The sequence below is a fragment of the Massilia sp. WG5 genome (genome assembly GCF_001412595.2).
GTDB lineage: Bacteria > Pseudomonadota > Gammaproteobacteria > Burkholderiales > Burkholderiaceae_D > Telluria.
Window position 1 is genome coordinate 2,440,318 of record NZ_CP012640.2, and the last position, 24,082, is coordinate 2,464,399.

General features: G+C 66.4%; 23 protein-coding genes and 1 tRNA gene. 13 read left to right on the forward strand and 11 right to left on the reverse strand.

Annotation, left to right across the window (positions count from 1 at the left end; genetic code table 11):
• Position 1 precedes the first annotated feature (1 nt).
• Positions 2-754, forward strand: coding sequence for a 2OG-Fe dioxygenase family protein (locus AM586_RS10830; RefSeq protein WP_047821954.1), 753 nt, complete (start codon positions 2-4; stop codon positions 752-754).
• Positions 755-913: 159 nt separating this feature from the next.
• On the opposite strand, the gene AM586_RS10835 is transcribed toward AM586_RS10830, so the two are convergent.
• Together AM586_RS10835 and AM586_RS10840 are read right to left on the reverse strand one after the other, a co-directional pair.
• On the reverse strand, positions 914-2,161 hold the full coding sequence (locus AM586_RS10835; RefSeq protein WP_047821952.1) for a DUF1501 domain-containing protein: 1,248 nt from the start codon (positions 2,159-2,161) through the stop codon (positions 914-916).
• A 46-nt stretch (positions 2,162-2,207) separates the two neighbouring features.
• A complete protein-coding gene (locus tag AM586_RS10840; protein WP_047821950.1) occupies positions 2,208-3,662 on the reverse strand; it encodes a DUF1800 domain-containing protein in 1,455 nt (484 codons plus the stop codon).
• Between the two features lie 185 nt (positions 3,663-3,847).
• On the opposite strand from AM586_RS10840, the gene AM586_RS10845 reads away from it, so the two are divergent.
• From AM586_RS10845 to AM586_RS10855, 3 genes are read left to right on the forward strand one after another with little or no spacing between them, the layout of a single operon-like run.
• Positions 3,848-4,198: a DUF3147 family protein gene (locus AM586_RS10845; RefSeq protein ID WP_047821948.1), complete on the forward strand. Its 351-nt coding sequence runs from the start codon at positions 3,848-3,850 to the stop codon at positions 4,196-4,198.
• Between the two features lie 8 nt (positions 4,199-4,206).
• A complete protein-coding gene (locus AM586_RS10850) occupies positions 4,207-5,364 on the forward strand; it encodes an efflux RND transporter periplasmic adaptor subunit (protein WP_047821946.1) in 1,158 nt (385 codons plus the stop codon).
• 9 nt (positions 5,365-5,373) lie between these two features.
• Positions 5,374-8,490 (forward strand): efflux RND transporter permease subunit, encoded by a 3,117-nt coding sequence (locus AM586_RS10855; protein ID WP_047821944.1) that lies wholly within the window; start codon positions 5,374-5,376, stop codon positions 8,488-8,490.
• A gap of 148 nt (positions 8,491-8,638) precedes the next feature.
• Here the strand turns inward: AM586_RS10855 and AM586_RS10860 are convergent, their stop codons facing one another.
• From AM586_RS10860 to pepN, 4 genes are all read right to left on the reverse strand, one after another.
• A complete protein-coding gene (locus AM586_RS10860; RefSeq protein ID WP_047821943.1) occupies positions 8,639-9,442 on the reverse strand; it encodes a YqjD family protein in 804 nt (267 codons plus the stop codon).
• A 293-nt stretch (positions 9,443-9,735) separates the two neighbouring features.
• Positions 9,736-9,811, reverse strand: a tRNA-Thr gene (locus AM586_RS10865).
• A 75-nt stretch (positions 9,812-9,886) separates the two neighbouring features.
• A complete protein-coding gene (locus tag AM586_RS10870) occupies positions 9,887-10,888 on the reverse strand; it encodes a class 1 fructose-bisphosphatase (RefSeq protein WP_047821941.1) in 1,002 nt (333 codons plus the stop codon).
• 93 nt (positions 10,889-10,981) lie between these two features.
• Entirely contained in the window at positions 10,982-13,636 is a 2,655-nt protein-coding gene (pepN, locus tag AM586_RS10875) for an aminopeptidase N (RefSeq protein WP_047821939.1), read from the reverse strand.
• 209 nt (positions 13,637-13,845) lie between these two features.
• On the opposite strand from pepN, the gene AM586_RS10880 reads away from it, so the two are divergent.
• Positions 13,846-14,484, forward strand: coding sequence for a DUF4136 domain-containing protein (locus AM586_RS10880; protein WP_047822121.1), 639 nt, complete (start codon positions 13,846-13,848; stop codon positions 14,482-14,484).
• A 49-nt stretch (positions 14,485-14,533) separates the two neighbouring features.
• On the opposite strand, the gene AM586_RS28575 is transcribed toward AM586_RS10880, so the two are convergent.
• The 4 genes from AM586_RS28575 to AM586_RS10895 are packed head-to-tail and all read right to left on the reverse strand — an operon-like array spanning position 14,534 to position 16,995.
• Positions 14,534-14,686 carry a hypothetical protein gene (locus AM586_RS28575; protein ID WP_197416363.1) on the reverse strand — a complete coding sequence of 51 codons (153 nt, stop codon included), beginning with the start codon at positions 14,684-14,686 and terminating at the stop codon, positions 14,534-14,536.
• Between the two features lie 5 nt (positions 14,687-14,691).
• Positions 14,692-15,666 (reverse strand): quinone oxidoreductase, encoded by a 975-nt coding sequence (locus AM586_RS10885; protein ID WP_047821937.1) that lies wholly within the window; start codon positions 15,664-15,666, stop codon positions 14,692-14,694.
• A gap of 17 nt (positions 15,667-15,683) precedes the next feature.
• Positions 15,684-16,061, reverse strand: coding sequence for a methylglyoxal synthase (locus tag AM586_RS10890; RefSeq protein WP_047821935.1), 378 nt, complete (start codon positions 16,059-16,061; stop codon positions 15,684-15,686).
• A gap of 10 nt (positions 16,062-16,071) precedes the next feature.
• Positions 16,072-16,995, reverse strand: a complete 924-nt coding sequence (locus AM586_RS10895; RefSeq protein ID WP_047821933.1) for a DMT family transporter — start codon at positions 16,993-16,995, stop codon at positions 16,072-16,074.
• Positions 16,996-17,127: 132 nt separating this feature from the next.
• On the opposite strand from AM586_RS10895, the gene AM586_RS10900 reads away from it, so the two are divergent.
• From AM586_RS10900 to purD, 3 genes are all read left to right on the forward strand, one after another.
• Complete coding sequence (locus tag AM586_RS10900; protein WP_047821931.1) at positions 17,128-17,895, forward strand: DUF2182 domain-containing protein; 768 nt, start codon at positions 17,128-17,130, stop codon at positions 17,893-17,895.
• Between the two features lie 126 nt (positions 17,896-18,021).
• On the forward strand, positions 18,022-18,747 hold the full coding sequence (locus tag AM586_RS10905; RefSeq protein ID WP_047821929.1) for a YebC/PmpR family DNA-binding transcriptional regulator: 726 nt from the start codon (positions 18,022-18,024) through the stop codon (positions 18,745-18,747).
• Positions 18,748-18,765: 18 nt separating this feature from the next.
• Positions 18,766-20,034, forward strand: coding sequence for a phosphoribosylamine--glycine ligase (gene purD / locus AM586_RS10910; protein ID WP_047821927.1), 1,269 nt, complete (start codon positions 18,766-18,768; stop codon positions 20,032-20,034).
• A gap of 120 nt (positions 20,035-20,154) precedes the next feature.
• On the opposite strand, the gene AM586_RS10915 is transcribed toward purD, so the two are convergent.
• On the reverse strand, positions 20,155-20,448 hold the full coding sequence (locus AM586_RS10915; RefSeq protein ID WP_047821924.1) for a GIY-YIG nuclease family protein: 294 nt from the start codon (positions 20,446-20,448) through the stop codon (positions 20,155-20,157).
• 227 nt (positions 20,449-20,675) lie between these two features.
• Between AM586_RS10915 and hemF the strand changes: the two genes are divergently transcribed.
• Genes hemF through AM586_RS10940 form a run of 5 tightly spaced genes read left to right on the forward strand, consistent with a single transcriptional unit; the run spans position 20,676 to position 24,078 of the window.
• Positions 20,676-21,587 (forward strand): oxygen-dependent coproporphyrinogen oxidase, encoded by a 912-nt coding sequence (gene hemF / locus AM586_RS10920; protein WP_047821922.1) that lies wholly within the window; start codon positions 20,676-20,678, stop codon positions 21,585-21,587.
• Positions 21,584-22,243, forward strand: coding sequence for a nicotinate-nucleotide adenylyltransferase (locus AM586_RS10925; protein ID WP_047821920.1), 660 nt, complete (start codon positions 21,584-21,586; stop codon positions 22,241-22,243). The genes hemF and AM586_RS10925 overlap by 4 nt, the downstream gene beginning before the upstream one ends.
• Positions 22,243-22,965: a ribosome silencing factor gene (gene rsfS, locus AM586_RS10930; RefSeq protein ID WP_047821918.1), complete on the forward strand. Its 723-nt coding sequence runs from the start codon at positions 22,243-22,245 to the stop codon at positions 22,963-22,965. The genes AM586_RS10925 and rsfS overlap by 1 nt, the downstream gene beginning before the upstream one ends.
• Before the next feature lie 19 nt (positions 22,966-22,984).
• On the forward strand, positions 22,985-23,455 hold the full coding sequence (gene rlmH / locus AM586_RS10935) for a 23S rRNA (pseudouridine(1915)-N(3))-methyltransferase RlmH (RefSeq protein WP_047821917.1): 471 nt from the start codon (positions 22,985-22,987) through the stop codon (positions 23,453-23,455).
• A gap of 2 nt (positions 23,456-23,457) precedes the next feature.
• Entirely contained in the window at positions 23,458-24,078 is a 621-nt protein-coding gene (locus AM586_RS10940) for a nucleoside triphosphate pyrophosphatase (protein WP_047821915.1), read from the forward strand.
• Positions 24,079-24,082: the final 4 nt, after the last annotated feature.

Sequence of the window (24,082 nt, forward strand, 5' to 3'; positions counted from 1 at the left end):
GATGACTACACCGCAACCACCCTATACCGACCCGGCGCGCATCGTCGATGCGCTGCGTACCGACGGCTATGCCCTGCTGCGTCCGCAAGACGTGGCAGGCCTGGCCGGCTGCTCCATCGACGACCTGCAGGCCCTGGCGCCGAGCTGGGACCGCCTGGAACTCGACAACTACCTGAAGGACGGCGGCCGCTACCGGCGCCGGCGCCATTCCTGCTTCGTCGACAACGGCGTCGCGCTCGCTCAAAGCCCGCACCGCGCGCACTGGCAACCGGTCGAGTACAACGCCCTGCACGGCGGCATGCACCGCCTGTTCGTGCCGATCGAACCGACGACCATCGAACAGCCCGCCTGGAAGCGCCTGCTGCGCGCACTCGGCGGGGTGTGTTCGAGCGTGAAGGGCCCGCAGACCTGGTATGTCGAGGCGCACCAGTTCCGCATCGATACCGCCGACGGCATCGGCCGCCCGACGCCGGAAGGCGCGCACCGCGACGGCGTCGACTTCGTGGCCGTGATCCTGATCGGGCGCGAGAACATCAAGGGTGGCGAGACGCGCGTGTTCGAGGCCGAGGGACCGAAAGGCCAGCGCTTCACCATGCTCGAACCCTGGACCATGCTGCTGCTCGACGACGCCGCCGTGATCCACGAATCGACGCCGATCCAGCCGCTGGGCGAACACGGCCACCGCGACACGCTGGTGCTGACCTGGCGCGCGGGGGCGTTCCAGGGGGACGAGACCGAGGCGGCCGGCGTCTAGGCAAAAAAAAGCCCGCTGACCTTGCGGCGCGGGCGGAATCCAGGTTTCGGAGAAAACTGGAGGAGACGGTTCTACTATAGCGCCAGTTTTTGTGCACCGCAATACGGTAGAACTACGATAGCGCGTTGGCCTCGCTCCAGGGTGGGATCGATCCTACAGTCAGCTCGAGAACAGGCGGAAGGATGGCGCCCTTTGCGGCATTGCGGGAAAGACCGCGTTGAGCTGCCGATCGGTCAAAAGCAAATGCCGTTCGGCCACCTGCGCCAGCACCGAACGGAAATCGGTCGTGACCGGTAAATCCCTCCCTTCGTTCAGCTTGGCCTCTTCCAGGCCCTGCCAGTCGCCATAGACCCGGCCGCCGTTCACTTTCCCGCCCAGTACCCACATCGCATTGCCATGGCCGTGGTCGGTGCCGCCGGTACCGTTCTCGCGTGCGGTGCGCCCGAATTCCGACATCACCACCACCACGGTATCGTCGAACAGGCTGCCCAAGCGTTCGGCCAGCAGCGCCAGGCCCTGGCCGAGCGGCGCCAGGCGGTTCGCCAGCTGGCCTGTGCCGGCGCCCTGCGCGACATGGGTATCCCAGCCGCCCAGCGCAATGAAGGCCAACTGGATGTTCGGGTCGTTGCGCATCAGCGTCGCCAGGCGCGCGGCATCGTCGGGGAAGCCGTTCGGCAGCGGCGCGCCGCGGTCGGCGGCCTGCATCTGCGGCGTCTCGGCGGTGGCCAGCATCACTTCACGGTGCGCCTTGCGGCCGTCCTCGTAGGCGCGGCCGAAGCGCGGATGGCCGGCGTAGAGCTGGTCGAAGGCGGCGCCGATCGCCGGGCGGTCGAGGACATCGGCCCTGGCGCCGGCGGCCACGTTCGGCAGGTTGACCGCGGCGGCCTGGCCGGCCAGGATGCGCGGCATCACCGGGCCGATGCCCAGCAGGCGGCTCGGCGTCGACGTCCCCGGCAGGGCCGCGACCAGGCGGTTCATCCAGCCGTCCGGCGTGCTCTTGCGGCCGGGCGTCGCCGATTCCATATAGTCCTGGGCGTCGAAGTGCGAGCGGGTGGTGTCCGGCGAACCGCTGGCGTGGACGAAGGCCAGCTTCTTCTGCTGCCACAGCGGCTGCAGGCTGGCGAGGGCCGGGTGCAGGCCGAAGTAGCCGTCCAGGTCGAGCGCGCCGTTCTCCATGCCGGGGCTGGCCAGGCCGATGCCGGGACGCAGGCGCAGGTAATTCTCGTCGCCCACCGGCGCCACCACGTTCAGCCCATCCACCGCGCCGCGCAGCATCACCACCACCAGCTTTTTCCGGGTCGGGCCGTCGCCGCTGCCGCTGCTGCTCAGGGCCCAGGCATGGCGTCCCAGCGGCAGCACGATGCCGGCGCCCAGCGCCAGCGTGTTCAAAAAGTCTCTGCGTCGCATGATCTGTTCCCAGTAGTGTTTAGTCAGCTTATCGGGGGCCGCCCCGTCAGCGCTGCATGAAATCCGGACTGCCCAATAACATCGCGGCGCGCAGATTCTCCGGTTGGCGCGCAACCGTGTCGAGGGTGCGTGGCGACACTGCCCCCGCCAGCGTGGCCTGCAGCAGGGCCGGGTCCAGCGGAACCGATCCCTGCGGCAGCCTGCCCTGGGCGAGCGCGGTGGCGAACGCGATGCGGCGTGTCAGCGCATCCGGGTTCAGCCAGGCATCCTGGGTGTTCTTGTAGCCGTCCGGGGTCTGGCAGCCGTACAGCGGCATGCCGAGCTGGCTCATGGCGCCCACCAGCGGAGTCACGTTCGCCAGCGGCGCGCTGCCGGCGCGCATGGCCGAGACCACGAACTGGTAGGGCGTCTTGAACTTGGCCCCTAGCGCCGCGCTGTCCATGAATTCGCTGCTGGCGAACAGGGTCTTGAGGACGGCGCGGATGTCGCCCTGGCTCGCCAGCCAGGTGCGCGTCATCGCCTCGACCAGGGCCGGCGGGGGCGCATCGCTGACGAAGTACTGGGCCAGCTGGAAGCTGACATGGCGCGCGGTGGCCGGGTGCATGGCCAGCACGTCGAGCGCATGCTCGCCCTCGCCTTGGCCGCCGGGTGCGATCTCATGCCCGAGCCAGGTCTTGGCGCCCTGGTCGTGGCGCCGGGGGTCGAAGCGGAAGGTCTCGCCGTCGCGCACCAGGCGGCGCTGATCGAAGGTCCAGCCGGTCAGCATGCGCGCCAGTTCGGTGACGTCGCGCTGGGTGTAGCCGCCGTCCACGCCCAGCGTGTGCAGCTCCATCAGCTCGCGCGCATAGTTCTCGTTCAGGCCCTGCGCCCTGCCCTTGGCGTTCGGCCGCGGCATCGACGACACGACATTGTCGAGGTAGAACAGCATCGCCGGGTGCTTGGCGGTGGCGCCGAGCAGCGCACGGAAGGAACCCAGCGCGTTCGGGCGGATGGCATCGCGCTCGTAGCTGGCGACCAGGGCGCGGTCGATGCCCTTGCCGGCAAAGACGTTGAAATGGTTGAACCAGAAGTCGACCATCACTTCCTCGAGCTGGCGCGGACTCTCGACCGCACGCACCAGGCGCGCCTCGGCCTCCTCGAGCACGACACGGCGCATCTCGAGGCGGCGGCGCTGCTGCGCGCCCTCGTCCTCGTTGCGCACCTCCTTGCGCAGCTCGACATAGGCGCCCAACGATTCGCCGGCGCTGCGCCTGACCGTTTCCAGCGCGTCCAGGCGCGCGCTCAATGCCGGCGGCATGGGAATGGTCTCGGGATGCAGCTGCTCGTCGATCCATGCCTGCACGCCCATGCGCCGGACGCGCTCGACGTCGCCGGGACGCGGACCGAAGGCCAGGCGGTTCAGCACGTGCACGGCCTGCTGCCCCGGCGCGAGCGGGGCGGCGTGCAGGGCCGGCGCCAGCAGGGCGGCAGCCAGGATGGCGGACGAGACACGACTGAACATGGTGAACGCTCCGAGAATTTATCGAACAATCAGCGAGCCATCAGCTCTGCTGCACAGTCTAGTAAGAGAGCCGCCTTGCAAGAGTAAGCATTTGTAACTGCTGGCGGTACGTACGCGCGGGGTCCGAGACGACCTCTTTGTTACACTATCCGTTGTCACACGCCCACCCACCCAAGCTCTGCGCCATGATCTGGATCCTGACCAAATACCTTGTCACCGCCCTCGTCGTCGTACTGGTGTCGGAAGCCGCGGCGCGCAGCGATCGGCTGGGCGGCCTGGTCGGTGCGCTGCCGCTGGTGACCATCCTGACCCTGGTCTGGCTGTACCTGGAAAAACAGCCGTCCGCGAAGATCGCCAACCATGCCTGGTACACGCTCTGGTACGTGCTGCCGACGCTGCCGATGTTCGCCGCCTTCCCCTTCCTGATGGAGCGCTTCGGTTTCTGGCCGGCGCTGGGCGCGGGCGTGCTGATCACCCTGTGCAGCTTCGGCCTGTTCGCCCTGCTGATGAAGCGTTTCGGTATCCACCTTCTCTGAGCCACCCGATGCAAATCCGTCTCCGCCCTGCCCGTCCCCTCCTTGCGGTGCTGCTTTCCGCCCTGCTGCTGGCCGGCGTCCTTGCCGCGAACAGCCGGGCCGACGACAAGAAAAACACCGCGCAGCCATCGGCAAACAAGCCTGCCCTGACCGTGACCAGCGAGCGCCCCGCCACCGCCCGCCTGCCGCTGCGCCTTGCCGCCAACGGCAACGTCGCCGCCTGGCAGGAAGCCGTGATCGGCAGCGAGTCGAACGGCCTGCGGCTGCGCGAAGTGCGCGTCAACGTCGGCGACGTCGTCAAGAAGGGCCAGGTGCTGGCCGTGTTCGACGCCGACGTGGTGAACGCCGACCTGGCCCAGGCCAGGGCCGGGCTGCAGGAAGCCGAAGCGAATGCCGCCGCCGCCCAGGCCGACGCGCAGCGCGCCCGCGCCCTGCAAAGCTCGGGGGCGATGAGCGAACAGCAGGTCACCCAGTACATCACCGCCGAGCGCACCGCCAGCGCACGGGTGGCGGCCGCGCGCGCCACCTTGTCGCAGCAGCAGCTGCGCCTGAAATATACCCAGGTAGTGGCGCCGGACAGCGGCATCGTATCGAGCCGCAATGCCACCGTGGGCGCGGTCGCGGGCGTGGGCACGGAGCTGTTCCGCATGATCCGCCAGGGCCGCCTGGAGTGGCGGGCCGAAGTCACGGCCGCCGAACTGCCGCGCCTCAGGCCGGGCCTGAAGGCCCAGGTCAAGGCCGCCAGCGGCGCGATCGTGAACGGCACCGTGCGCACCGTGGCCCCGACCGTCGATCCCGCGAGCCGCGTGGCCCTGGTCTACGTCGACCTGCCGCCCAGCCTGGCGCCGGACGCGCCGCTGAAAGCCGGGATGTTCGCCGGCGGCCAGTTCGAACTGGGCGAGTCGAGCGCGCTGACCGTGCCGCAGCAGGCGATCGTGGTGCGCGACGGGTTCGCCTACGTATTCCGCCTCGATCCGGGCAAGGGCGCTGACCAGCGCGTCAGCCAGCTCAAGGTCGCGACCGGGCGCCGGCTCGGCGAGCGCGTCGAGGTGGTGGCGGGACTGCCGGCGGATGCGCTGGTGGTGGTCAGCGGCGCAGGTTTCCTGAACGATGGCGATTTGGTGCGCAATGTCGCCGCGGCGCCAGGCGCCGTCGCCGCGCGCTGAGGAATTGCCATGAATTTCTCGGCCCTCTCGATCCGCAATCCGATCCCGGCGATCATGCTGTTCGTCCTGCTCACGCTGGCGGGCATCCTTGCCTTCCGCGCCAACAAGGTCCAGGACTTCCCGGACATCGAGCTGCCCATCGTGACCGTCACCGCCACGCTCGACGGCGCCGCCCCGGCCCAGCTCGAGACCGAGGTCGCGCGCAAGATCGAGGACTCGGTTGCGACCCTGCAGGGCGTGAAGAACATCTATACACGGGTGCTGGACGGCGTCGCCACCATCACCGTCGAATTCATCCTCGAGAAGGACCTGTCGGACGCCGTCAACGACGTGCGCGACGCGGTCTCGCGCGTGCGCGCCGACCTGCCCGCCGAGATGCGCGACCCCAGCGTCACCAAGACCACCACCGCCGGCCGCGTGGTGCTGACCTTCACCGCCGAGGCGGCGCAGATGAACGGCAAGCCGGCGCTGGATGCGCCCGACCTGAGCTGGTTCGTCGACAACACGGTCTCCAAGCGCCTGCTCAGCGTGCCGGGCGTGGGCGCGGTCAAGCGCGTGGGCGGCGTCTACCGCGAAGTGCGGGTCGAACTCGACGATGCGAAAATGGCGGCGCTGCGGGTGTCGGCGCTGGATGTCTCGCGCATGCTGCGCAACGTGCAGCAGGAAGCGCCCGGCGGGCGCGGCGACGTCGGCGGCGCCGAGCAGTCGGTGCGCACCCTGGCCACCGTGCAGACCGCGCAGGAGCTGTCGCGCATGGAGATCCCGCTGCCGGACGGGCGCCATGTGCGCCTGGACGAGATCGCGACGGTCGCGGACACGGTGGCCGAGCCGCGCGCCGTCGCCGAGCAGGATGGCCGAACGGTGGTCGGCTTCGAGATCTTCCGCACCCGCGGCGCCGGCGAGACCGAGGTGGCGGCCGGCGCGCGCGCGGCCCTGCGCGAGCTGCAGGCGAAACATGCCAACGTGGTGCTGCGCGAAGTGATCGACAATGCCCGGCCGGTCGAGGAAAACTTCGACGCCTCGATGGAGATGCTGTACGAAGGGGCGATCCTGGCGGTGCTGGTGGTGCTGTGGTTCCTGCGCGACTGGCGCGCGACCATCGTCGCCGCCGCCGCCCTGCCGCTGTCGGTGATCCCGGCCTTCCTCGGCCAGTACCTGTTCGGCTACACCCTGAACATGGTGACCCTGCTGTCGCTGGCCCTGGTGGTGGGGGTGCTGGTCGACGACGCGATCGTCGAGATCGAGAACATCTCGCGCCATCTGCGCATGGGCAAGACGCCGATGCAGGCCGCGCTGGAAGCGGCCGACGAGATCGGCATGGCGGTGATCGCGACGACCTTCTCGCTGGTCGCGGTGTTCCTGCCGACCGCCTTCATGAGCGGCATCCCCGGCAAATTCTTCAAGCAGTTCGGCTGGACCGCGGTGCTGGCCATCCTGGCCTCGCTGCTGGTGGCGCGCCTGCTGACGCCGATGATGGCGGCCTACTTCCTGAAACCGGTGAAGCACACCGAGGAAAAGGACGGCCCGCTCATGCGGCGCTACATGCGCACCATGCAGTGGTGCCTGCGCCACCGCGGCCTGACGATGATCGCCGCCGCCCTGTTCTTCGGCGCCTCGATCTCGCTGGTGCCGCTGCTGCCGACCGGCTTCGTGCCGCCCGCGGACCGCGCCCAGACCCAGATCAACGTCGAGCTGCCGCCAGGCTCGACCCTCGCGCAGACGCGCGCCGTGGCCGAGCGCGTGCGCCTGGCGGTGCTGCAGGTCCCGCACATCAAGACCGTGTTCAGCTCGATCGGCGGCGGCTCCAGCGGTGACGCCTTCGCGCCCGGCGCGGCGGCCGAGGCGCGCCGCGCCGTGCTGACCGTCACCACCACGCCGCGCGGCGACCGGAAGGAAAAGCTGGCGGCCATCGAATCCCTGCTCCGCGCGAAGCTGGACGATATCCCCGGCGCGCGCTTCACCGTCGGCCCGCCCGACACCGGCGTCAAGATGCAGCTGGTGCTGCGCAGCGAAGACCCGGTGGCGCTGACCGCCGCCGCGCGCGAAGCCGAGCGCCAGCTGCGCACCCTGCACGGGATCGGCAACGTCAGTTCCAGCGCCTCGCTGGTGCGGCCCGAGATCATCGTGCGCCCCGACTTCGCGCGCGCCGCCGACCAGGGCGTGACCGCGGCCAGCATCGGCGAAACCGTGCGCGTGGCCACCGCCGGCGACTACGACCAGGTGCTGGCGAAGATGAACGTGTCCGAGCGCCAGGTGCCGATCCGCGTGAAGCTGCCGGACTTTGTCCGCGCCGACCTCGACGCCATCGGCCGCCTGACGGTACCGGACAAGAACGGCCCGGTGCTGCTGGCGAACGTGGCCAGCATCACGATGGAAAGCGGCCCGGCCCAGATCGACCGCCTGAACCGCAGCCGCAACGTGACGATGAGCGTGGAGCTGAACGGGCGCTCGCTGGGCGAGGTGAACGCCGAGGCGCGCGCCCTGCCCGCCCTGAAGAACCTGCCGGCCTCGGTACAGATCGCCGAACTGGGCGACGCCCAGGAAATGCAGAACCTGTTCGCCAGCTTCGGCATCGCGATGCTGATCGGCGTGCTGTGCATCTATGGCGTGCTGGTGCTGCTGTTCACCGACTTCCTGCAGCCGGTGACGATCCTGGCGGCGCTGCCGCTGTCGATCGGGGGCGCCTTCGTGGCGCTGCTGCTGACGCACAATGCGCTGTCGATGCCGACCATGATCGGCCTGATCATGCTGATGGGGATCGTGACCAAGAACTCGATCCTGCTGGTCGACTACGCGATCCTGGCGCGGAAAGCCGGCATGAACCGCTTCGACGCCCTGGTCGACGCCTGCCACAAGCGTTCGCGCCCGATCGTCATGACCACGATCGCGATGGGCGCCGGCATGCTGCCGCTGGCCCTCGGCCTGTCCGGCGACCCGAGCTTCCGCTCGCCGATGGCGGTGGCGGTGATCGGCGGCCTGATCACCTCGACGCTGTTGAGCCTGCTGGTGGTGCCGGCGGTGTTCACCTATGTCGACGATGCCGAGCACTTCTTCGGCAGGATGGCGCGGCGCTTCCGCAAGCATCCACGTCATCCGGCGCCGCGCGAGGAAAGCGCCGTCAAATGAACGTCGCCCCCGCACACTAAAGACGTCGCCCCCGCACACCAAAACGTCGCCCCCGCGAAGGCGGGGGCCCAAGTTCTGCATGCGTTTCTTCTGCACCAGAAAACTTGGGACCCGCCTGCGCGGGGGCGACGGTCTTACGGCTAGCTAATTAATAGTCGCGGCGGCTGCCACCCAGCAGCTTGGCCAGCAGGAAGCCGACGCCGGCGGCAATCGCGATCGCCTTTTCCGGATTCTGGCGCACATACTCACGGCCCTGGTCCATGTATTGGCCGTAGGCATCGGTCAGCTGCTCCTTGCGCTGGCCCAGGCTGGCGCCGGTGCCCGACAGCATGCCCTGCAGCTTGTCCACGCCGGCGTGGGCGGTGGTGGCCAGGCGGTCGACCACCGGCTGCACGCTGTTGACGGCCTTGTCGACCATCGGCTTGGCGGCGTCGGCGGCCTGGTCGATCTTCGCGTGCAGGTCCTGCGCCTTCTGATCGGCCATGCCCTGGGCCTTGTTGGCCATGTCCTTCATGTCGCCGCCGGTGCCCGAGCCGGTGCCGGCGCTGGCGCCCATGCCGCTCTGGCTGCTGCCCGACGAACCGGTGGAGCCCATGCTGGAGCCGCCGCGGTTGAGGTTGGACGAGCCGGTCGAGCCGCTGCTTGCGCTGTTGGTGCCGCTGGCGGTCGAGCCGCTGGCGCTCATCGCACCCATCGAGCCCACGCCCTGCGACGAGGACGACGAGGACGAGGACGGCGACGAACCGGCGTTGCTGGTGCCGCCCACGGCGCCGGTGCTCGACGCGGTGGCGCCGCCGGTGCTCGATCCGGTCGAACCGGCCTGGTCCTTGCCTTGATTCAGCTGGCTGCTCTTGTTCAGGCTGCCCGAGCTGTTCGAGCTGCTCGAGTTGTTCGAGCTGCCCTGGTTACCTGCATTGCTGCCTTTTGCTTCGTTGGGCTTCTGATTATCCATGATGAATTCCTTGTAAAAATTATGACCAACGCGGAGTAGACCGATATTCGACCATCAACACATTGACACTGAACACTTTCAGGAGTTCCGCGCATGGGGATGATCCATCTCGCGCTTCGCTGGATGTGCCGCGATGCCGGTTCGACACCGGTACGCGGCGTCGCGATAGAAAAGTTATAACTTTTAGTAGACGGGGACTGTGCGCTGACTAACAGAGCCGTAGGATGGTGGGAAAAGGCGCCGCAGAAAGCAAAAAGGCATCCATGAGGATGCCTTTTTCGCTAAAACCAAACTGGTGCCGCTGACCGGAATCGAACTGGTGACCTTCGCATTACGAATGCGCTGCTCTACCGACTGAGCTACAGCGGCGGGGATTCGTATTCTAACAAACAACTACGCAAACTTGCTAGTCCGACTCGGCAATTTTGCGTGTCATCTGCCAAATCACGCCTGATGGTAGCTCGTCACGCGCTCCACCTCGCTCTTCGAGCCAAGGAAGACCGGCACGCGCTGGTGCAGCTTGGTCGGCGGAATGTCGAGGATGCGCTGGCGGCCGTCGGTGGCGGCGCCGCCGGCCTGCTCGACGATGAAGGCCATCGGATTGGCTTCGTACATCAGGCGCAGCTTGCCCGGCTGGGACGGATCGCGCAGGTCGGCCGGGTACATGAAGATGCCGCCGCGGTTCAGGATGCGGTGCACGTCGGCCACCATCGAGGCGATCCAGCGCATGTTGAAGTCCTTGCCGCGCGGGCCGGTTTTGCCGGCCAGCATTTCATCGACGTAGCGCTGCACCGGCGGATGCCAGTGGCGCTGGTTCGACATATTGATCGCGAATTCCTTGGTCTCTTCCGGGATCTGCATGTCCTTCTGGGTCAGGACCCAGGAGCCCATCTCGCGGTCGAGGGTGAAACAGTTGACGCCGTCGCCGGTGGTCAGCACCAGCATGGTCTGCGGGCCGTAGACCGCATAGCCGGCCGCCACCTGCTTGCTGCCCGGCTGCATGAAGTCGGCTTCGGTCGGGGCGCTCATGCCTTCCGGCGCCTTCAGCACCGAGAAGATGGTGCCGATCGAGACGTTGACGTCGATGTTCGAGGAGCCGTCCAGCGGATCGAACAGCAGCATGTATTCGCCCATCGGATAGCGGTTCGGGATCGGGTGGATCGATTCCATCTCTTCCGAGGCCATGGCCGCCAGGTGGCCGCCCCACTCGTTGGCTTCGAGCAGGATTTCGTTCGAGATCACGTCGAGCTTCTTCTGCACTTCGCCCTGGATGTTCTCGGTGTTGGCGCTGCCCAGGATATCGCCGAGGGCGCCCTTGCCGACCGAGTGGCTGATGGTCTTGCAGGCGCGCGCCACCACTTCGATCAGGAGGCGCAGCGACGCCGGGATGTTGTTGTGGAGGCGCTGCTCCTCAACCAGGTATTGGGTCAGGCTGACACGTTTCATGGACTTCCTTTGGTTTGTTTTAGATTCCGTTGCAGCCAACATTATGCAGGCGTCACGCGTGGGCACATCGTGCCCACCCTACGGTTGTTTGACTTAATTGGCGAGGGCTTTACTCACCACTTCTCTTACGTCGTTCGACAGCTTGGCCTGACCGGCGACCTGCTGCAGCGCCTTCTTCATGTGGGCCTGCAGCGCCGGCAGGTAGCGGCGCCAGCGGTCCATCGCGCGCGCCAGGCGGCTGGCGACCTGCGGGTTCAGGGCGTCGAGCGCGATCACCTGCTCGGCCCAGAAGGCGTAGCCGCTGCCGTCCGGGGCGTGGAACTGCACCGGGTTGTTGACGCAGAAGGCGGCCACCAGGCTGCGTGCACGGTTCGGGTTGCGCAGCGTGAAGGCCGGGTGCCGCATCAGTTCGCGCACGGTGGCCAGGTCGGTGGTCGAGGCGGTCGCCTGCATCATGAACCACTTGTCGACCACCAGGGCCTCGTTCTGGAACTCGTCGTAGAAGCGCTGCAGCGCGTCCCGGGCGCCAGGGGCGCGCGCATGCACCAGCGCGCCCAGGGCGGCGACGCGGTCGGTCATGTTGGACGCCTCGTCGAACTGGCGCTGGGCCAGGGCGATCGACTCCTCGTCCGGGGCCGCGCACAGGTAGGACAGGCACAGGTTCTTCAGCGAACGCTTGCCGACCGAGGCGGCGTCCGGGCTGTACTCGCCCGGCGTCTGGTTGGCCTGGTACTGGGCCAGCAGCTCGCTGCGCAGGCGGACGCCGATGTCGGCGCGCACGAACTGGCGCGCGGTATGGATGGCCAGCGGATCGACCGCGTCCAGCTGGTCGGCGATCATGGTTTCCGAAGGCAGCAGCAGGGCCTGCTCGCGGAAGGCCGGATCGAGGCTTTCGTCGGCCAGCATCTTGCGCATCGCTTCGACGAAGACGTCGTCCAGGTCGAGGCCATCGGCGCCGCCGTTTGCGCCGGCCATGGCGGTCAGCTTGAGCAGGCGGCCCATCGCCAGGCGCTGGCCGGCTTCCCAGCGGTTGACCGGGTCGCTGTCGTGGCTGAACAGGTGGACCAGCTCGGCGTCGCTGTAGCCGTACCGCAGGATCACGGGCGCGGAGAAGTCGCGCAGGATCGACGGCGTCGGCTGTTCGAGCACGTCGGTGAAGACGAAGGTCTGGTCGGCTTCCGTCAGTTCCAGCACGGCCGTCGTGCCCTTCCGCTGGCCATCGATAATCAGCAGCAGGTCGGTGCCGCTCTTGCCCAGCAGGCCGACGGCCACCGGAATGTGGAAAGGCAGCTTTTCCGGCTGGCCCGGGGTCGCCGGGCAGGATTGCGTCAGACGCAGCGTGTAGGTGCGGGCCGCCTTGTCATAGCGGGTCTCGGCCTGCACGATGGGGGTACCGGCCTGGCTGTACCAGCGCTCGAACTGGGTCAGGTCGCGGCCGCCGGCGTCGGCCATCGCCATGCGGAAATCGTCGCAGGTGACGGCCTGGCCGTCATGGCGGGCGAAGTACAGGTCCATGCCCTTGCGGAAGCCTTCGCGGCCCAGCAGGGTTTGATACATGCGGACCACTTCGGCGCCCTTCTCGTACACGGTGACGGTGTAGAAGTTATTGATCTCGACGAAGGAGTCGGGGCGCACCGGGTGGGCCATCGGGCCGGCGTCTTCCGGGAACTGGGCCTGGCGCAGGGTGCGCACCTGGTCGATGCGGGTCACGGCGCGGCCGGTATCGGTGCCGATCATGTCGGCCGAGAATTCCTGGTCGCGGAACACGGTCAGGCCTTCCTTCAGCGACAGTTGGAACCAGTCGCGGCAGGTGACGCGGTTGCCGGTCCAGTTGTGGAAGTATTCGTGGCCGACCACCGCCTCGATGCCCTGGAAGTCGATGTCGGTGGCGACGCGCGGATTCGCCAGCACGAACTTGGTGTTGAAGATGTTCAGGCCCTTGTTCTCCATCGCGCCCATGTTGAAGTCGCCGACGGCGACGATCATGAAGCGGTCGAGGTCGAGCTCGAGGTCCCAGCGCTCTTCATCCCAGCGGATGCTGTGCTTGAGCGACTGCATCGCGTAGTCGGTCTTGTCGAGGTTGCCGTCTTCGACCCAGACCTGCAGCAGGGCCGTGCGGCCGTCCTTCAGCGGGAATTGCTCTTCCTGGCAAACCAGGCGCGCCGCCACCAGGGCGAACAGGTAGGACGGCTTCTTGAACGGGTCTTCCCACAGGGCGTAGTGGCGGCCGTCGGGCAGATCGCCCTCCTCGACCAGGTTGCCGTTCGAGAGCAGCACCGGATACTTGTCCTTGTCGGCGCGCAGCATCACGGTGTACTTCGCCATCACGTCCGGACGGTCCGGGAAATAGGTGATGCGGCGGAAGCCCTCGGCCTCGCACTGGGTGTAGAAATTGCCGTTCGAGACGTAGAGGCCGCTGAGCGTGGTATTGCTCTCAGGAACGCAAATCGTCTCGATTTCCAGCGTGACGGTATCCGGCGCATCCGTGATGCGCAGCACCGTGCCATCGATCGCGTAGGCGCCCTCGCCGAGGGTCTGGCCATTCAGGCGGATCGCTACCAGCTGAATATCCTCGCCGACCAGTTCGATGTCGCGCCGGCTGCTGTCCGGGTTGCGGCGCAGGGTCAGGCGGTTGGCGACGATGGTACGGGCCGGGTCGAGGTCGAAGCCGAGTTCGACAGTGTCGACCAGGTAGCCGGGGGCCGTGTAGTCCTTACGATAGATGGTCTGGGGCGTATCGGTGCGCATGGTTGGGGTCCGCAAACGATGGTGGAATGAATGCTTATTTTACCAATAGCAGCGGCGCGCTTCGATTCGATGTTCGGTTTCGATGCCGATGTATCGCACTGTACATGTCGTAACCTCTAGTAAATGTTGCAGCGAAAATTGAACATCGCGGGTAAGCTATATCCCTGAAGAATTCCGACAGCACGAAAGACCAGTCCATGGAGCACATCATGAAACGCACTATGATCGCCGCGGTAGCGTCGCTGACCCTGCTGCTCGGCGGCTGCGCGACCACGATCCGCAGCGATGTCACCACCTTCCACCAGTGGCCGGCCCAGATGGCCGACAAGAGCTATGCCTTCGAGGCCCCGGCCCCGCAGGACGATACCCTCGAGCTGCAGAATTACGAAAACCTGGTGCGCGGCCAGCTGGCGCGCATGGGCTTCCATGAAGCGCCGCAGTCGCCGGCCCTGAAGGTGGCGGTGCGCTTCACCACGGTCGACGTGCCGACCCAGGTCCTGTACCCGTCGATGGCGCCCTTCTATCCCTACTCGGCGCGCTTCGGCTACGGCGGCTTCCGGCGCCGCTACTGGGGCGGCGGCTGGTACAACCCCTTCTACGATCCGTTCTGGGGTCCGGTGCCGCGCTACGATGTGGAGGAAGAGCACCGCTACCACCGCCAGGTGCAGATCTCGATCTCCTCGGCGGCCGACCACAAGCGCCTGTTCGACGTCACGGTGCGCAACGTCAGCAAGACCATGTCGACCCCGGCCGTGATGCCGGCCCTGGTGCAGAGCGCCTTCGAAGGCTTCCCGGGACCGAACGGCGGGGCGCGGGTGATCGAGCTGAAGCAGGAGCAGAAGGGCTGACCGTTCGACCCTGACCGTCGTTCCCGCCTACGCGGGGACGACGTGGTATTCAAGCCAGATACGCCTCCGACGCCAACGTAATCGCCACAATCAGCAAAATCGCCAGCGCCAGCACCACCAGCAGGCGGCCGAAGTGGGGGGTGTCCTGCTCGATCGGGGCCGGATCGCCGCCCGGATCGTTGTCGTCGCTGAACTCTCTCATGGCTGTCATGGCAGAAGGATGGTCTTGCCGGTGGTGCGCCGCGATTCCAGCGCGATATGGGCCTGGGCTGCGTCCGCCAGCGGGAAGCGCTGGTGGATCTCGATCTTGATCTTGCCGCTGGTGACCATCTGGAACAGGTCGGCCGCCATTGACTCGAGGTCTTCCCGTTTGGCCGCATAGGTCTGCAGCGTCGGCCGCGTGATGTAGAGCGAGCCGCGCGACACCAGCTCGGACAGCGCGAACGGCGGCACCGCGCCGGACGAGTTGCCGAAGCTGACCATCAATCCCAGCGGCTGCAGGCAGTCGAGCGAGCGGCTGAAGGTGTCCTTGCCGACCGAGTCGTAGACCACCGGCACCTTCGCTCCATTCGTGATCTCGAGCACGCGCTGCACCACATCCTCGGTGTTGTAGTTGATGACGTGCGCCGCGCCATGCTGCCTGGCCAACTCCGCTTTCTCGTTTGACCCCACCGTGCCGATCAGGTTCACGCCGAGTGCGCGCGCCCACTGGCAGGCGATCAGGCCGACGCCGCCGGCGGCGGCATGGAACAGGATGGTGTCGCCGGCCTGCAGCGGATAGGTGCGGCGGAACAGGTACTGCACGGTCAGGCCCTGCAGCATCATCGCGGCGCCGGTCTCGAAGTCGATCTCGTCCGGCAGCCTGACCAGGATATCGGCCGGCATCACGCGCAGCTCGCTGTAGGCGCCGTTCGGGCGCGCCGCATAGGCCACCCGGTCGCCGGGCCGCACATGGGTCACGCCGGGCCCCACCGCCTCGACCACGCCCGCGCCCTCCTGCCCCAGGCCGCCCGGCAGCGGCGCCGGATACAGGCCGTTGCGGAAGTAGACGTCGATGAAGTTCAGGCCGATCGCATGGTTGCGCACCCGCGCCTCGCCGGGACCGGGCTCGCCCACTTCGACGTCGACGTATTCCAGCACCTCGGGACCGCCGGTGCGCGCATAACGGATCGCTTTAGCCATTGTCATTCTCCTTTTTGTCAGGACAGTTCCATCAAGCGGGTCAGGACCAGGCGCGCGCTCGACACATTGGTGGCGCACGGGATGTTATGGACGTCGCAGGCGCGCACCAGGGCATTGATGTCGGGCTCGTGCGGCTGCGAGGTCATGGGGTCGCGCAGGAAGATCACGCAATCGATCTCGCCGTTGACGAGGTGGGCGCCGATCTGCAGGTCGCCGCCCAGCGGGCCCGAGTGCATGCGCGTGACGTCGAGGCCGAGCTCGTTGTTCAGGCGGCCGCCGGTGGTGCCGGTGGCGGTCAGCGTGCAGCGGCCCAGGAAGTCCCGGTACTCGGCGGCGAGCGCGATCATGTCGTCTTTCTTCTTGTCGTGGGCAATCAGGGCGATGCGTGGTTTCATGTTTTTCCCGTTAAGTTTTTTTCAGCGACAGCATATAGATCCCCGCCAGCACCAGGCCCGTGCCGGCCATCTGCACGGCCGTGATCGGCTCGCCCAGCAGCGCCCAGCCCAGGAACAGCGTGGACACCGGGCCGATCATACCGGCCTGCGAGGCGGTCGCGGCGCCGATGCGCTGCACCGCGACCATGGTCATGAAGACCGGGAAGATGGTACAGAATATCCCGTTCACGAGCGAGAGTCCGTAGACCTGCCAGGGCTGGACCAGCATCGAGGCCGGGCGCAGGATGAAGAACTGGGCGATGCAGGCCACGCTCGAGACGCACATCGCGTAGGCCACCAGGCGCAGCGAACCGATGCGCCGCACCATCTCGCCGGTGCCCAGCAGGTAGGCCGCATACGCCATCGCCGAGCCCAGCACCAGCAGGGAACCGGTGACGATGCTGCCGGCCCCGCCCCGCAGGTCGTGCACGAACACCAGCACGATGCCGCAGTAGGACAGGCCCAGCGCCAGCCACTCCGCCTTGCCGATGCGGCGCTTCAGGAACACGGCGGTAATCAGGAGCACGAAGGTCGGGGTCAGGAACAGGATCAGGCGCTCCAGCCCGACCGAGATGTACTGCAGCCCCAGGAAGTCGAGGTAGCTGGACAGGTAGTAGCCGACCAGGCCCAGGCCCACCAGGCGCCAGCGGTCGGTGCTGGACAACGGCGGCTGGGTCCGCATCTTCCAGATCGCCACGCCGGCAAATACCGGCAGCGAGAACAGCATCCTGAAGGCGATCAAGGTGACTGCATCGATGTGGTAGCGATACAGCAGTTTGGCGACTACGGCCTTGGTGGAAAACAGAACGGCGCCGGCGATGGCGATGGCGAGTCCGCCGACCAGTGCCGAACGTGGGGCCGGCGCAACGGAAGTGTCGATTGCAATTTTACTCATCGGAAGATTGTAGATCGAATCCGGAATCCCGGCAGAGGACGGCTGCGAACGCCGGCAGGGTGTGGCGGTCCAATTCCCGCTGACCGACTTCACACGAGGATGCCCGATGATTCACCGAAGGAGACCATCCCCATGAGCGACGCGGGCGGCATCGGCCGCAGCGGCGCCGAACGCACCGTCGTCCTGACGCTGCTGGGCGTGCTCGCGGCGCTGTGCTGGGCCTATCTGCTGGTCCGCGTTGGCCGCATGGCCCCGCTCGGCATCGGCGCGGCCGGCAAGGCGACCGCTCCCTACCACGCCCGGGACCTGGGTCTGCTGTTCGCGCTCTGGGTGGTCGTGATCGCGGCCATGCTGCTGCCGGCGGCGGCGCCGTCGGTCCTGCTGTACGCGCGCGTCAAGCGCCTGCGGCGCGAGCGCTGGGTCTATCCCGGCACGCTGGCCTTCATGCTCGGCTACCTGTTCCTGTGGTGCTGCTGCGCCCTGGCCGCCACGCTGGCCGGCTGGGCCCTGCACGACGCCGGCGCGCTCGACGAAAGCATGGCGATCTCCAATTCCACCGCCGGTGCGCTGGCGCTGGCGGCCGCCGGGGTCTACCAGTGGACGCCGGTCAAGCACGTCTGCCTGGACAACTGCCGCACGCCGCTGGCTTTCGTCCTGACCCACTGGCGGCGCGGGGCCTGGGGCGCGTTCCGGATGGGCGTCACCGATGCGCGCTACTGCACCGGCTGCTGCTGGCTGCTGATGGCCCTGGTGCTGCCTGCCGGGGTACTGAACCTGCCCGTGATCTGCGGCCTGATCGCCCTGATCCTGGCCGAAAAACTGCTTCCCGGCGGCCACCTGCTGGCCTGTGCGACCGGGCTCGGACTGCTGGCCTGGAGCACCGCCCTGTTGTTTCCCTGACAGTTTTTGAGTAAGTCCCCTATGCTAAAATGTCGAGGATCATTATATCCAGGGGCCTCGCAAAACCGTCGCGAGCGGCAGCGCAGCAGGTTTGGCGAGGCCCCCTACTAAGGGAATTTCGACATCATGGCTGGACACAGCAAATGGGCCAACATCAAGCATAAGAAAGCCGCTACCGATGCCAAGCGCGGCAAGATCTGGACTCGACTGATCAAGGAAATCACCGTGGCGGCCCGCATGGGCGGCGGCGACGTGAATTCGAACCCGCGCCTGCGCCTGGCCATCGACAAGGCGGCCGACGCGAACATGCCGAAGGATAACGTCACCCGCGCCATCCAGCGCGGCTCGGGCGGCCTGGAAGGCGTGAACTACGAAGAAATCCGCTACGAAGGCTACGGCATCGGCGGCGCCGCGATCATCGTCGACTGCATGACCGACAACCGCGTGCGTACCGTGGCCGAAGTGCGCCACGCCTTCAGCAAATTCGGTGGCAATATGGGTACCGAAGGTTCGGTGTCCTTCATGTTCAAGCACGTCGGCCAGTTCCTGTTCGCGCCGGGCGTCGAAGAAGACAAGCTGATGGAAGCCGCACTCGAAGCCGGCGCCGACGACGTGCTCGCGGACGATGAAGGCGGCTTCGAAGTGCTGTGCGACCCGAACGCCTTTGCCGGCGTCAAGGACGCGCTCGAGTCGGCCGGCTTCAAGGCCGATTCGGCGGAAGTCATCATGAAGCCGGACACGGAAACCGTGTTCACCGGCGAAGACGCGCAGAAGATGCAGAAACTGCTCGACGCCCTGGAAAACCTGGATGACGTGCAGGAAGTGTATACGAACGCCGTCATCGAAGAGTAAGTTTAAAGAAGGTCCCACATGAAAATCCTGGTAGTCGGCTCTGGTGGCCGTGAACACGCCCTGGCCTGGAAACTGGCCCAATCAGACCGCGTCCAGATGGTCTATGTCGCACCGGGCAACGGCGGCACCGCGCGCGATCCGCGCCTGGTCAACATCGACATCACCGATCCAGGCGCGCTGGCCGACTTCGTGGTCGCCGAGCACGTCTCCCTGACCCTGGTCGGACCGGAAGCGCCGCTGGCGGCCGGCATCGTCAACATCTTCCGCGCCCGCGGCCTGAAGGTCTTCGGCCCGACCCGCGAAGCGGCCCAACTGGAAAGCTCGAAGGATTTCGCCAAGGCCTTCATGGAGCGCCACGGCATCCCGACGGCGAAGTACCAGACCTTCTCCGATGCTGCCCAGGCCCACGCCTACATCGACGCCAACGGCGCCCCGATCGTCATCAAGGCCGACGGCCTGGCGGCCGGCAAGGGCGTGGTGGTCGCGATGTCGCTGGAAGAAGCGCACCAGGCGGTCGACCACATGCTGTCGGACAACCGCTTCGGCGACGCCGGCGCGCGCATCGTGATCGAGGAATTCCTGGCCGGCGAGGAAGCCAGCTTCATCGTCATGTGCGACGGCAGGAACGTGCTGGCGCTGGCCACCTCGCAGGACCACAAGCGCCTGAAGGATGGCGACCAGGGCCCGAACACGGGCGGCATGGGCGCCTATTCGCCGGCGCCGATCGTGACGCCGTCGATGCACGCGCGCGTGATGCGCGAGATCATCAACCCGACCATCCAGGGCATGGCCAAGGATGGCATCCCCTACACCGGCTTCCTGTACGCCGGCCTGATGATCGACGCCAACGGTGTCCCGAAGACGCTGGAATTCAACTGCCGCATGGGCGACCCGGAAACCCAGCCCATCATGGCGCGCCTGAAGAGCGACTTCGTGACCGTACTCGAACACGCCTGCAACGGCACGCTCGACACGGTGGAACTGGAATGGGACCGCCGCACGGCGGTGGGCGTGGTGATGGCGGCCGGCGGTTATCCGGACGACCCGGTCAAGGGCGACATCATCGACGGCATCCCGGCCGAGACCCCGGAATGCGTCACCTTCCACGCCGGCACCCGCATCGTCGGCGGCACCCTGCAAACCTCGGGCGGCCGCGTGCTGTGCGTGGTGGGCCTGGGCGACAGCGTCAAGATGGCGCAAAAGCAGGCTTACGACACCGTCGAGAAGATCCACTTCAACGGTGCGCAGTACCGCCGCGATATCGGCTGGCGGGGCCTGAAGCAGTAATTCTTCTGCTTGATTGATAAAAGCGGGACGTTGGCCGAGGGCGACGTCCCGTTTTTGTTTGCAACGGCGCGCGGCCTTACAACGTCATTCCCGCGAAGGCGGGAATCCATACTGAGCGTGCTAACTCGTGATATCGGCATAAAGATCAAGCCACCGCGGATTGCTTTTCTGAATCAATTCAAGCTTCCACCGCCGATCCCACTTCTTGATTTGCTTTTCCCGGCGAATCGCTTCCGCAATTTCGGCATGCACTTCATACCAGACCAGATTCTTGACACCGTATTGTTTTGAGAAGCCATCGGCCAGGCCTTCGCGATGCTGCCAAACGCGCTTGATCAGGTTGCTCGTCACACCAACGTACAAAGTCCCGTTCAGGCCGCTCGCCAAGATATATACGTAACTCGACTTATTCATCCTCGCCCCCAGATATCAACGAAGCATGATCGGGTAGGATGATCGACGTGCCGCTGAGGCACGGCAAAGAAATAAGCTGGCTAAGTATCAGTTCAGCATGGATTCCCGCTTTCGCGGGAATGACGGGGAAGTCGGGAATGACGGCTCAGCTGCCCGGTAATGACGGCGCAAGGGCCGGTGGTGTACAATCCCCGTTCATTTTTTTCAGCTCACCTACCTCATCCCACATGTCCACCCCAAACCCTGACGCCGTCAAGGCCTGGCTGCTCGACCTGCAGACGCGCATCGTGCGGGCGCTGGAGGAGGTCGATGGCAAGCCGTTTTTGCGCGATACCTGGGAACGTGCCGAGGGTGGCGGCGGGATTTCGCGGCTGATCGAAGAAGGCGATGTGTTCGAGCGCGGCGGCGTGAATTTCTCGCACGTGCGCGGCGCCAGCCTGCCGCCGTCGGCGATGGCCGCACGGCCCGAGCTGGCGGGGCGCGCCTGGGAAGCGATGGGCGTGTCGCTGGTGCTGCATCCGCGCAACCCCTATGCCCCGACCGTGCACATGAACGTGCGCTTCTTCGAGGCGACCGCCGAGGGCAAGGAACCGGTGTGGTGGTTCGGCGGCGGCATGGACCTGACGCCCTACTACGGCGACGAAGCGGACGCGCGCCGTTTCCACCAGGTCTGCCGCGATGCATTGCAGCCCTTCGGCGACGATCTGCACCCGCGTTTCAAGCGCTGGTGCGACGATTATTTCTACCTGAAGCACAGGAAGGAGCCGCGCGGCGTCGGCGGCATCTTCTTCGACGACTTCAATGAACTCGGCTTCGACGCATCGTTCGCGATGCTGCAGAAGGTCGGCGACGGTTTCCTCGACGCCTACCTGCCGATGGTGAAGGCGCGCAAGGACCAGCCCTACGGCGAACGCGAACGCGACTTCCAGGCTTACCGCCGCGGACGCTACGTCGAGTTCAACCTGGTCTGGGACCGCGGCACTTTGTTCGGCCTGCAGTCGGGCGGGCGCACCGAAGCCATCCTGATGTCGATGCCGCCGATCGTGAAGTGGCGCTACGACTGGCATCCCGAGGCGGGCAGCCCCGAGGCGAAGCTGTATAGTGACTTCCTCGTCCACCGGGATTGGCTGGCTCCGTGACCATTTGCGTCGCCCTGCTGGGAGGCAGTTTCGACCCGGTGCATCACGGCCACGTGGCCCTGGCCGAACTGTTTGCGCGCGAGTTGCATCCCGACGAACTGCGCATCATGCCGGCCGGGCAGCCGTGGCAAAAAAAGGCCGGCCTGCAGGCCAGCGATGCCGACCGCGTCGCGATGCTGGAGCTGGCTTTCGCCGGGGCCGCGTTTCCCGTAACCGTCGATACCCGCGAGATCGAACGCCACACCCCGACCTACACGGTCGAGACCTTGCGCGAGCTGCGCGCCGAACTCGGACCCGATGCCTCGATCGTGTTCCTGATGGGCGCCGACCAGTTGCAGAAGCTGGACAGCTGGATCGACTGGAAGGACCTGTTCGCACTGGCGAATTTCGGCGTCGCCGCCCGTCCCGGCTATGCACTGGACGCCGCCGCCCTGCCGCCCGCGGTGGCGCGGGAATTGACGCCGCGCCTTGCCACGCCTGAGGAAGTGCGTGCAAGCAAGGCGGGAAAAGTATGCCTGGCACACACGCTGGCGGTCGATATATCGGCCACCGAAGTACGTGCGGCTTTGAGGGAAAATGCGCCATCAAAGGTAAGCGCGCTCCTTGCGCCGCAAGTGCTAGACTATATTCAACAACATAACTTATACAAGAGCTAATGGATATCAAGAAACTGCAAGCGGTCGTCGTCGACGCCCTCGAAGACGTCAAAGGCCAGGACATCGCCCTGTTCGACACGACGAACCTGACCAGCCTGTTCGACCGCATCGCAGTCGTGTCGGGCACGTCGAATCGCCAGACCAAGGCGCTGGCCGCCTCGGTGCGCGACAAGGTCAAGGAAGCAGGCGGCGATGTCGTCGGCCTCGAAGGTGAAGACACCGGTGAATGGGTGCTGGTCGACCTGGGCGACATGATCGTGCACATCATGCAGCCGGCGATCCGCCAGTACTACCGCCTCGAGGAAATCTGGGGCGAGAAGCCGGTCAAGCTCGGCGCCGCCAAGCGCAAGTCGAGCGTGGAAGGCCAGGAAGCGGCCGCTGCGCCGAAGACCAAGGGCAAGCACCTGGCGGCCAACCAGGAGCAGCCGGAAGCCAAGCCGGTGAGCGAGCGCAAGCCGGCCGCCAAGCGCGCCACCGCTGCCTCGAAGACCGCCGCCTCGAAGACCGCCGGCGAAGGCGCGGCCAAGAAGCCCGCCGCCAAGATCCCGACCGGCGCCCGCGTGAAGGTTGCCGTGCCGAAGGCCGTCGCCGCCTCCGCCGCCGCCGCGAAAGCCGCCAAGGCCGTCACGCCGAAGCGCGCGACCAAGGCCGCAGCACCGGCCGGCGAAGGCGCAGCGCCGGCCAAGAAGGTCATCCGCCGCATCAAGAAGACCGACGAATAATCGGTTCGGATAAGCTTCGATGCAGTTGATGATAGTCGCGGTCGGCCACAAGATGCCGGCCTGGATCGAGACCGGCTTTGCCGAGTACGCCAAGCGCATGCCGCCCGAGCTGCGCATCGTGCTGAAGGAAATCAAGCCGGTCGAACGTTCGGGCAGCAAGACGGCGGCCACCGCAATGGCGCTCGAACGCGAGCGCATCGAAGCCGTGCTGCCGAAGGGCGTGCGCATCATCGCCCTCGACGAACGCGGCAAGGACCTCACCAGCGTCGGCCTGTCCCAGCAACTGGAAGCCTGGCAGCAGGACGGACGCGATTGCGCCTTCCTGATCGGCGGCGCCGACGGCCTCGACCCCGAGCTGAAAGCGCGCGCCGATGGCCTGATCCGCATTTCCAGCATGACACTGCCCCACGGAATCGTGCGCGTGATGCTGGCGGAACAGTTATATCGTGCCTGGTCGATTACCCAGAACCACCCCTACCATAGGGTTTAGGGATGAAACTCCTCGATAAAAAAATCTACCTCGCCTCGAAAAGCCCGCGCCGGCGCGAACTGCTGCGCCAGGTTGGCGTGGAATTCGAACTGCTCAGCCTGCGTTCCGATCCGGCGCGCGGCGCCGACGTCAGCGAGGACGAGCGTCCCGGCGAATCGCCGCTCGACTATGTGGCGCGGGTAGCGCGCGAGAAAGGCGCATTCGCCTTGAACGTGCTGCACCTGCGCCGCCAGCCGCTGCGTCCGGTGCTGTCGGCCGACACCACCGTCACCATCGACGGCGCGATCCTCGGCAAGCCGGCCGACAAGGACGAAGCCGCCGCCATGCTCGCGCGACTGTCCGGCCGCACCCACCAGGTGCTGACCTCGGTGGCCCTGCACTACACCAACATCGCCGAGCAGGTGACGCAGGTGTCGAACGTGCGCTTCGCTACCCTGTCGCCGGCGACCATCAAGGCCTATTGCGCCACCCCGGAACCTTACGACAAGGCCGGCGCCTACGGCATCCAGGGCCTGGCGGCGCTGTTCATCGAGCATATCGAGGGCAGCCACTCGGGCATCATGGGCCTGCCCGTGTTCGAGACGGCGCAGCTGTTGAAAAAGGCGGGCATTCCGCTTCTGTAGGGTG

Coding starts and splice junctions, on each gene's coding strand:
- AM586_RS10830 (WP_047821954.1), top strand. CDS start 2: ATGACTACACCGCAACCACCCTATACCGACCCGGCGCGCATCGTCGAT.
- AM586_RS10835 (WP_047821952.1), bottom strand. CDS start 2,161: ATGCGACGCAGAGACTTTTTGAACACGCTGGCGCTGGGCGCCGGCATC.
- AM586_RS10840 (WP_047821950.1), bottom strand. CDS start 3,662: ATGTTCAGTCGTGTCTCGTCCGCCATCCTGGCTGCCGCCCTGCTGGCG.
- AM586_RS10845 (WP_047821948.1), top strand. CDS start 3,848: ATGATCTGGATCCTGACCAAATACCTTGTCACCGCCCTCGTCGTCGTA.
- AM586_RS10850 (WP_047821946.1), top strand. CDS start 4,207: ATGCAAATCCGTCTCCGCCCTGCCCGTCCCCTCCTTGCGGTGCTGCTT.
- AM586_RS10855 (WP_047821944.1), top strand. CDS start 5,374: ATGAATTTCTCGGCCCTCTCGATCCGCAATCCGATCCCGGCGATCATG.
- AM586_RS10860 (WP_047821943.1), bottom strand. CDS start 9,442: ATGGATAATCAGAAGCCCAACGAAGCAAAAGGCAGCAATGCAGGTAAC.
- AM586_RS10870 (WP_047821941.1), bottom strand. CDS start 10,888: ATGAAACGTGTCAGCCTGACCCAATACCTGGTTGAGGAGCAGCGCCTC.
- pepN (WP_047821939.1), bottom strand. CDS start 13,636: ATGCGCACCGATACGCCCCAGACCATCTATCGTAAGGACTACACGGCC.
- AM586_RS10880 (WP_047822121.1), top strand. CDS start 13,846: ATGAAACGCACTATGATCGCCGCGGTAGCGTCGCTGACCCTGCTGCTC.
- AM586_RS28575 (WP_197416363.1), bottom strand. CDS start 14,686: ATGAGAGAGTTCAGCGACGACAACGATCCGGGCGGCGATCCGGCCCCG.
- AM586_RS10885 (WP_047821937.1), bottom strand. CDS start 15,666: ATGGCTAAAGCGATCCGTTATGCGCGCACCGGCGGTCCCGAGGTGCTG.
- AM586_RS10890 (WP_047821935.1), bottom strand. CDS start 16,061: ATGAAACCACGCATCGCCCTGATTGCCCACGACAAGAAGAAAGACGAC.
- AM586_RS10895 (WP_047821933.1), bottom strand. CDS start 16,995: ATGAGTAAAATTGCAATCGACACTTCCGTTGCGCCGGCCCCACGTTCG.
- AM586_RS10900 (WP_047821931.1), top strand. CDS start 17,128: ATGAGCGACGCGGGCGGCATCGGCCGCAGCGGCGCCGAACGCACCGTC.
- AM586_RS10905 (WP_047821929.1), top strand. CDS start 18,022: ATGGCTGGACACAGCAAATGGGCCAACATCAAGCATAAGAAAGCCGCT.
- purD (WP_047821927.1), top strand. CDS start 18,766: ATGAAAATCCTGGTAGTCGGCTCTGGTGGCCGTGAACACGCCCTGGCC.
- AM586_RS10915 (WP_047821924.1), bottom strand. CDS start 20,448: ATGAATAAGTCGAGTTACGTATATATCTTGGCGAGCGGCCTGAACGGG.
- hemF (WP_047821922.1), top strand. CDS start 20,676: ATGTCCACCCCAAACCCTGACGCCGTCAAGGCCTGGCTGCTCGACCTG.
- rsfS (WP_047821918.1), top strand. CDS start 22,243: ATGGATATCAAGAAACTGCAAGCGGTCGTCGTCGACGCCCTCGAAGAC.
- rlmH (WP_047821917.1), top strand. CDS start 22,985: ATGCAGTTGATGATAGTCGCGGTCGGCCACAAGATGCCGGCCTGGATC.
- AM586_RS10940 (WP_047821915.1), top strand. CDS start 23,458: ATGAAACTCCTCGATAAAAAAATCTACCTCGCCTCGAAAAGCCCGCGC.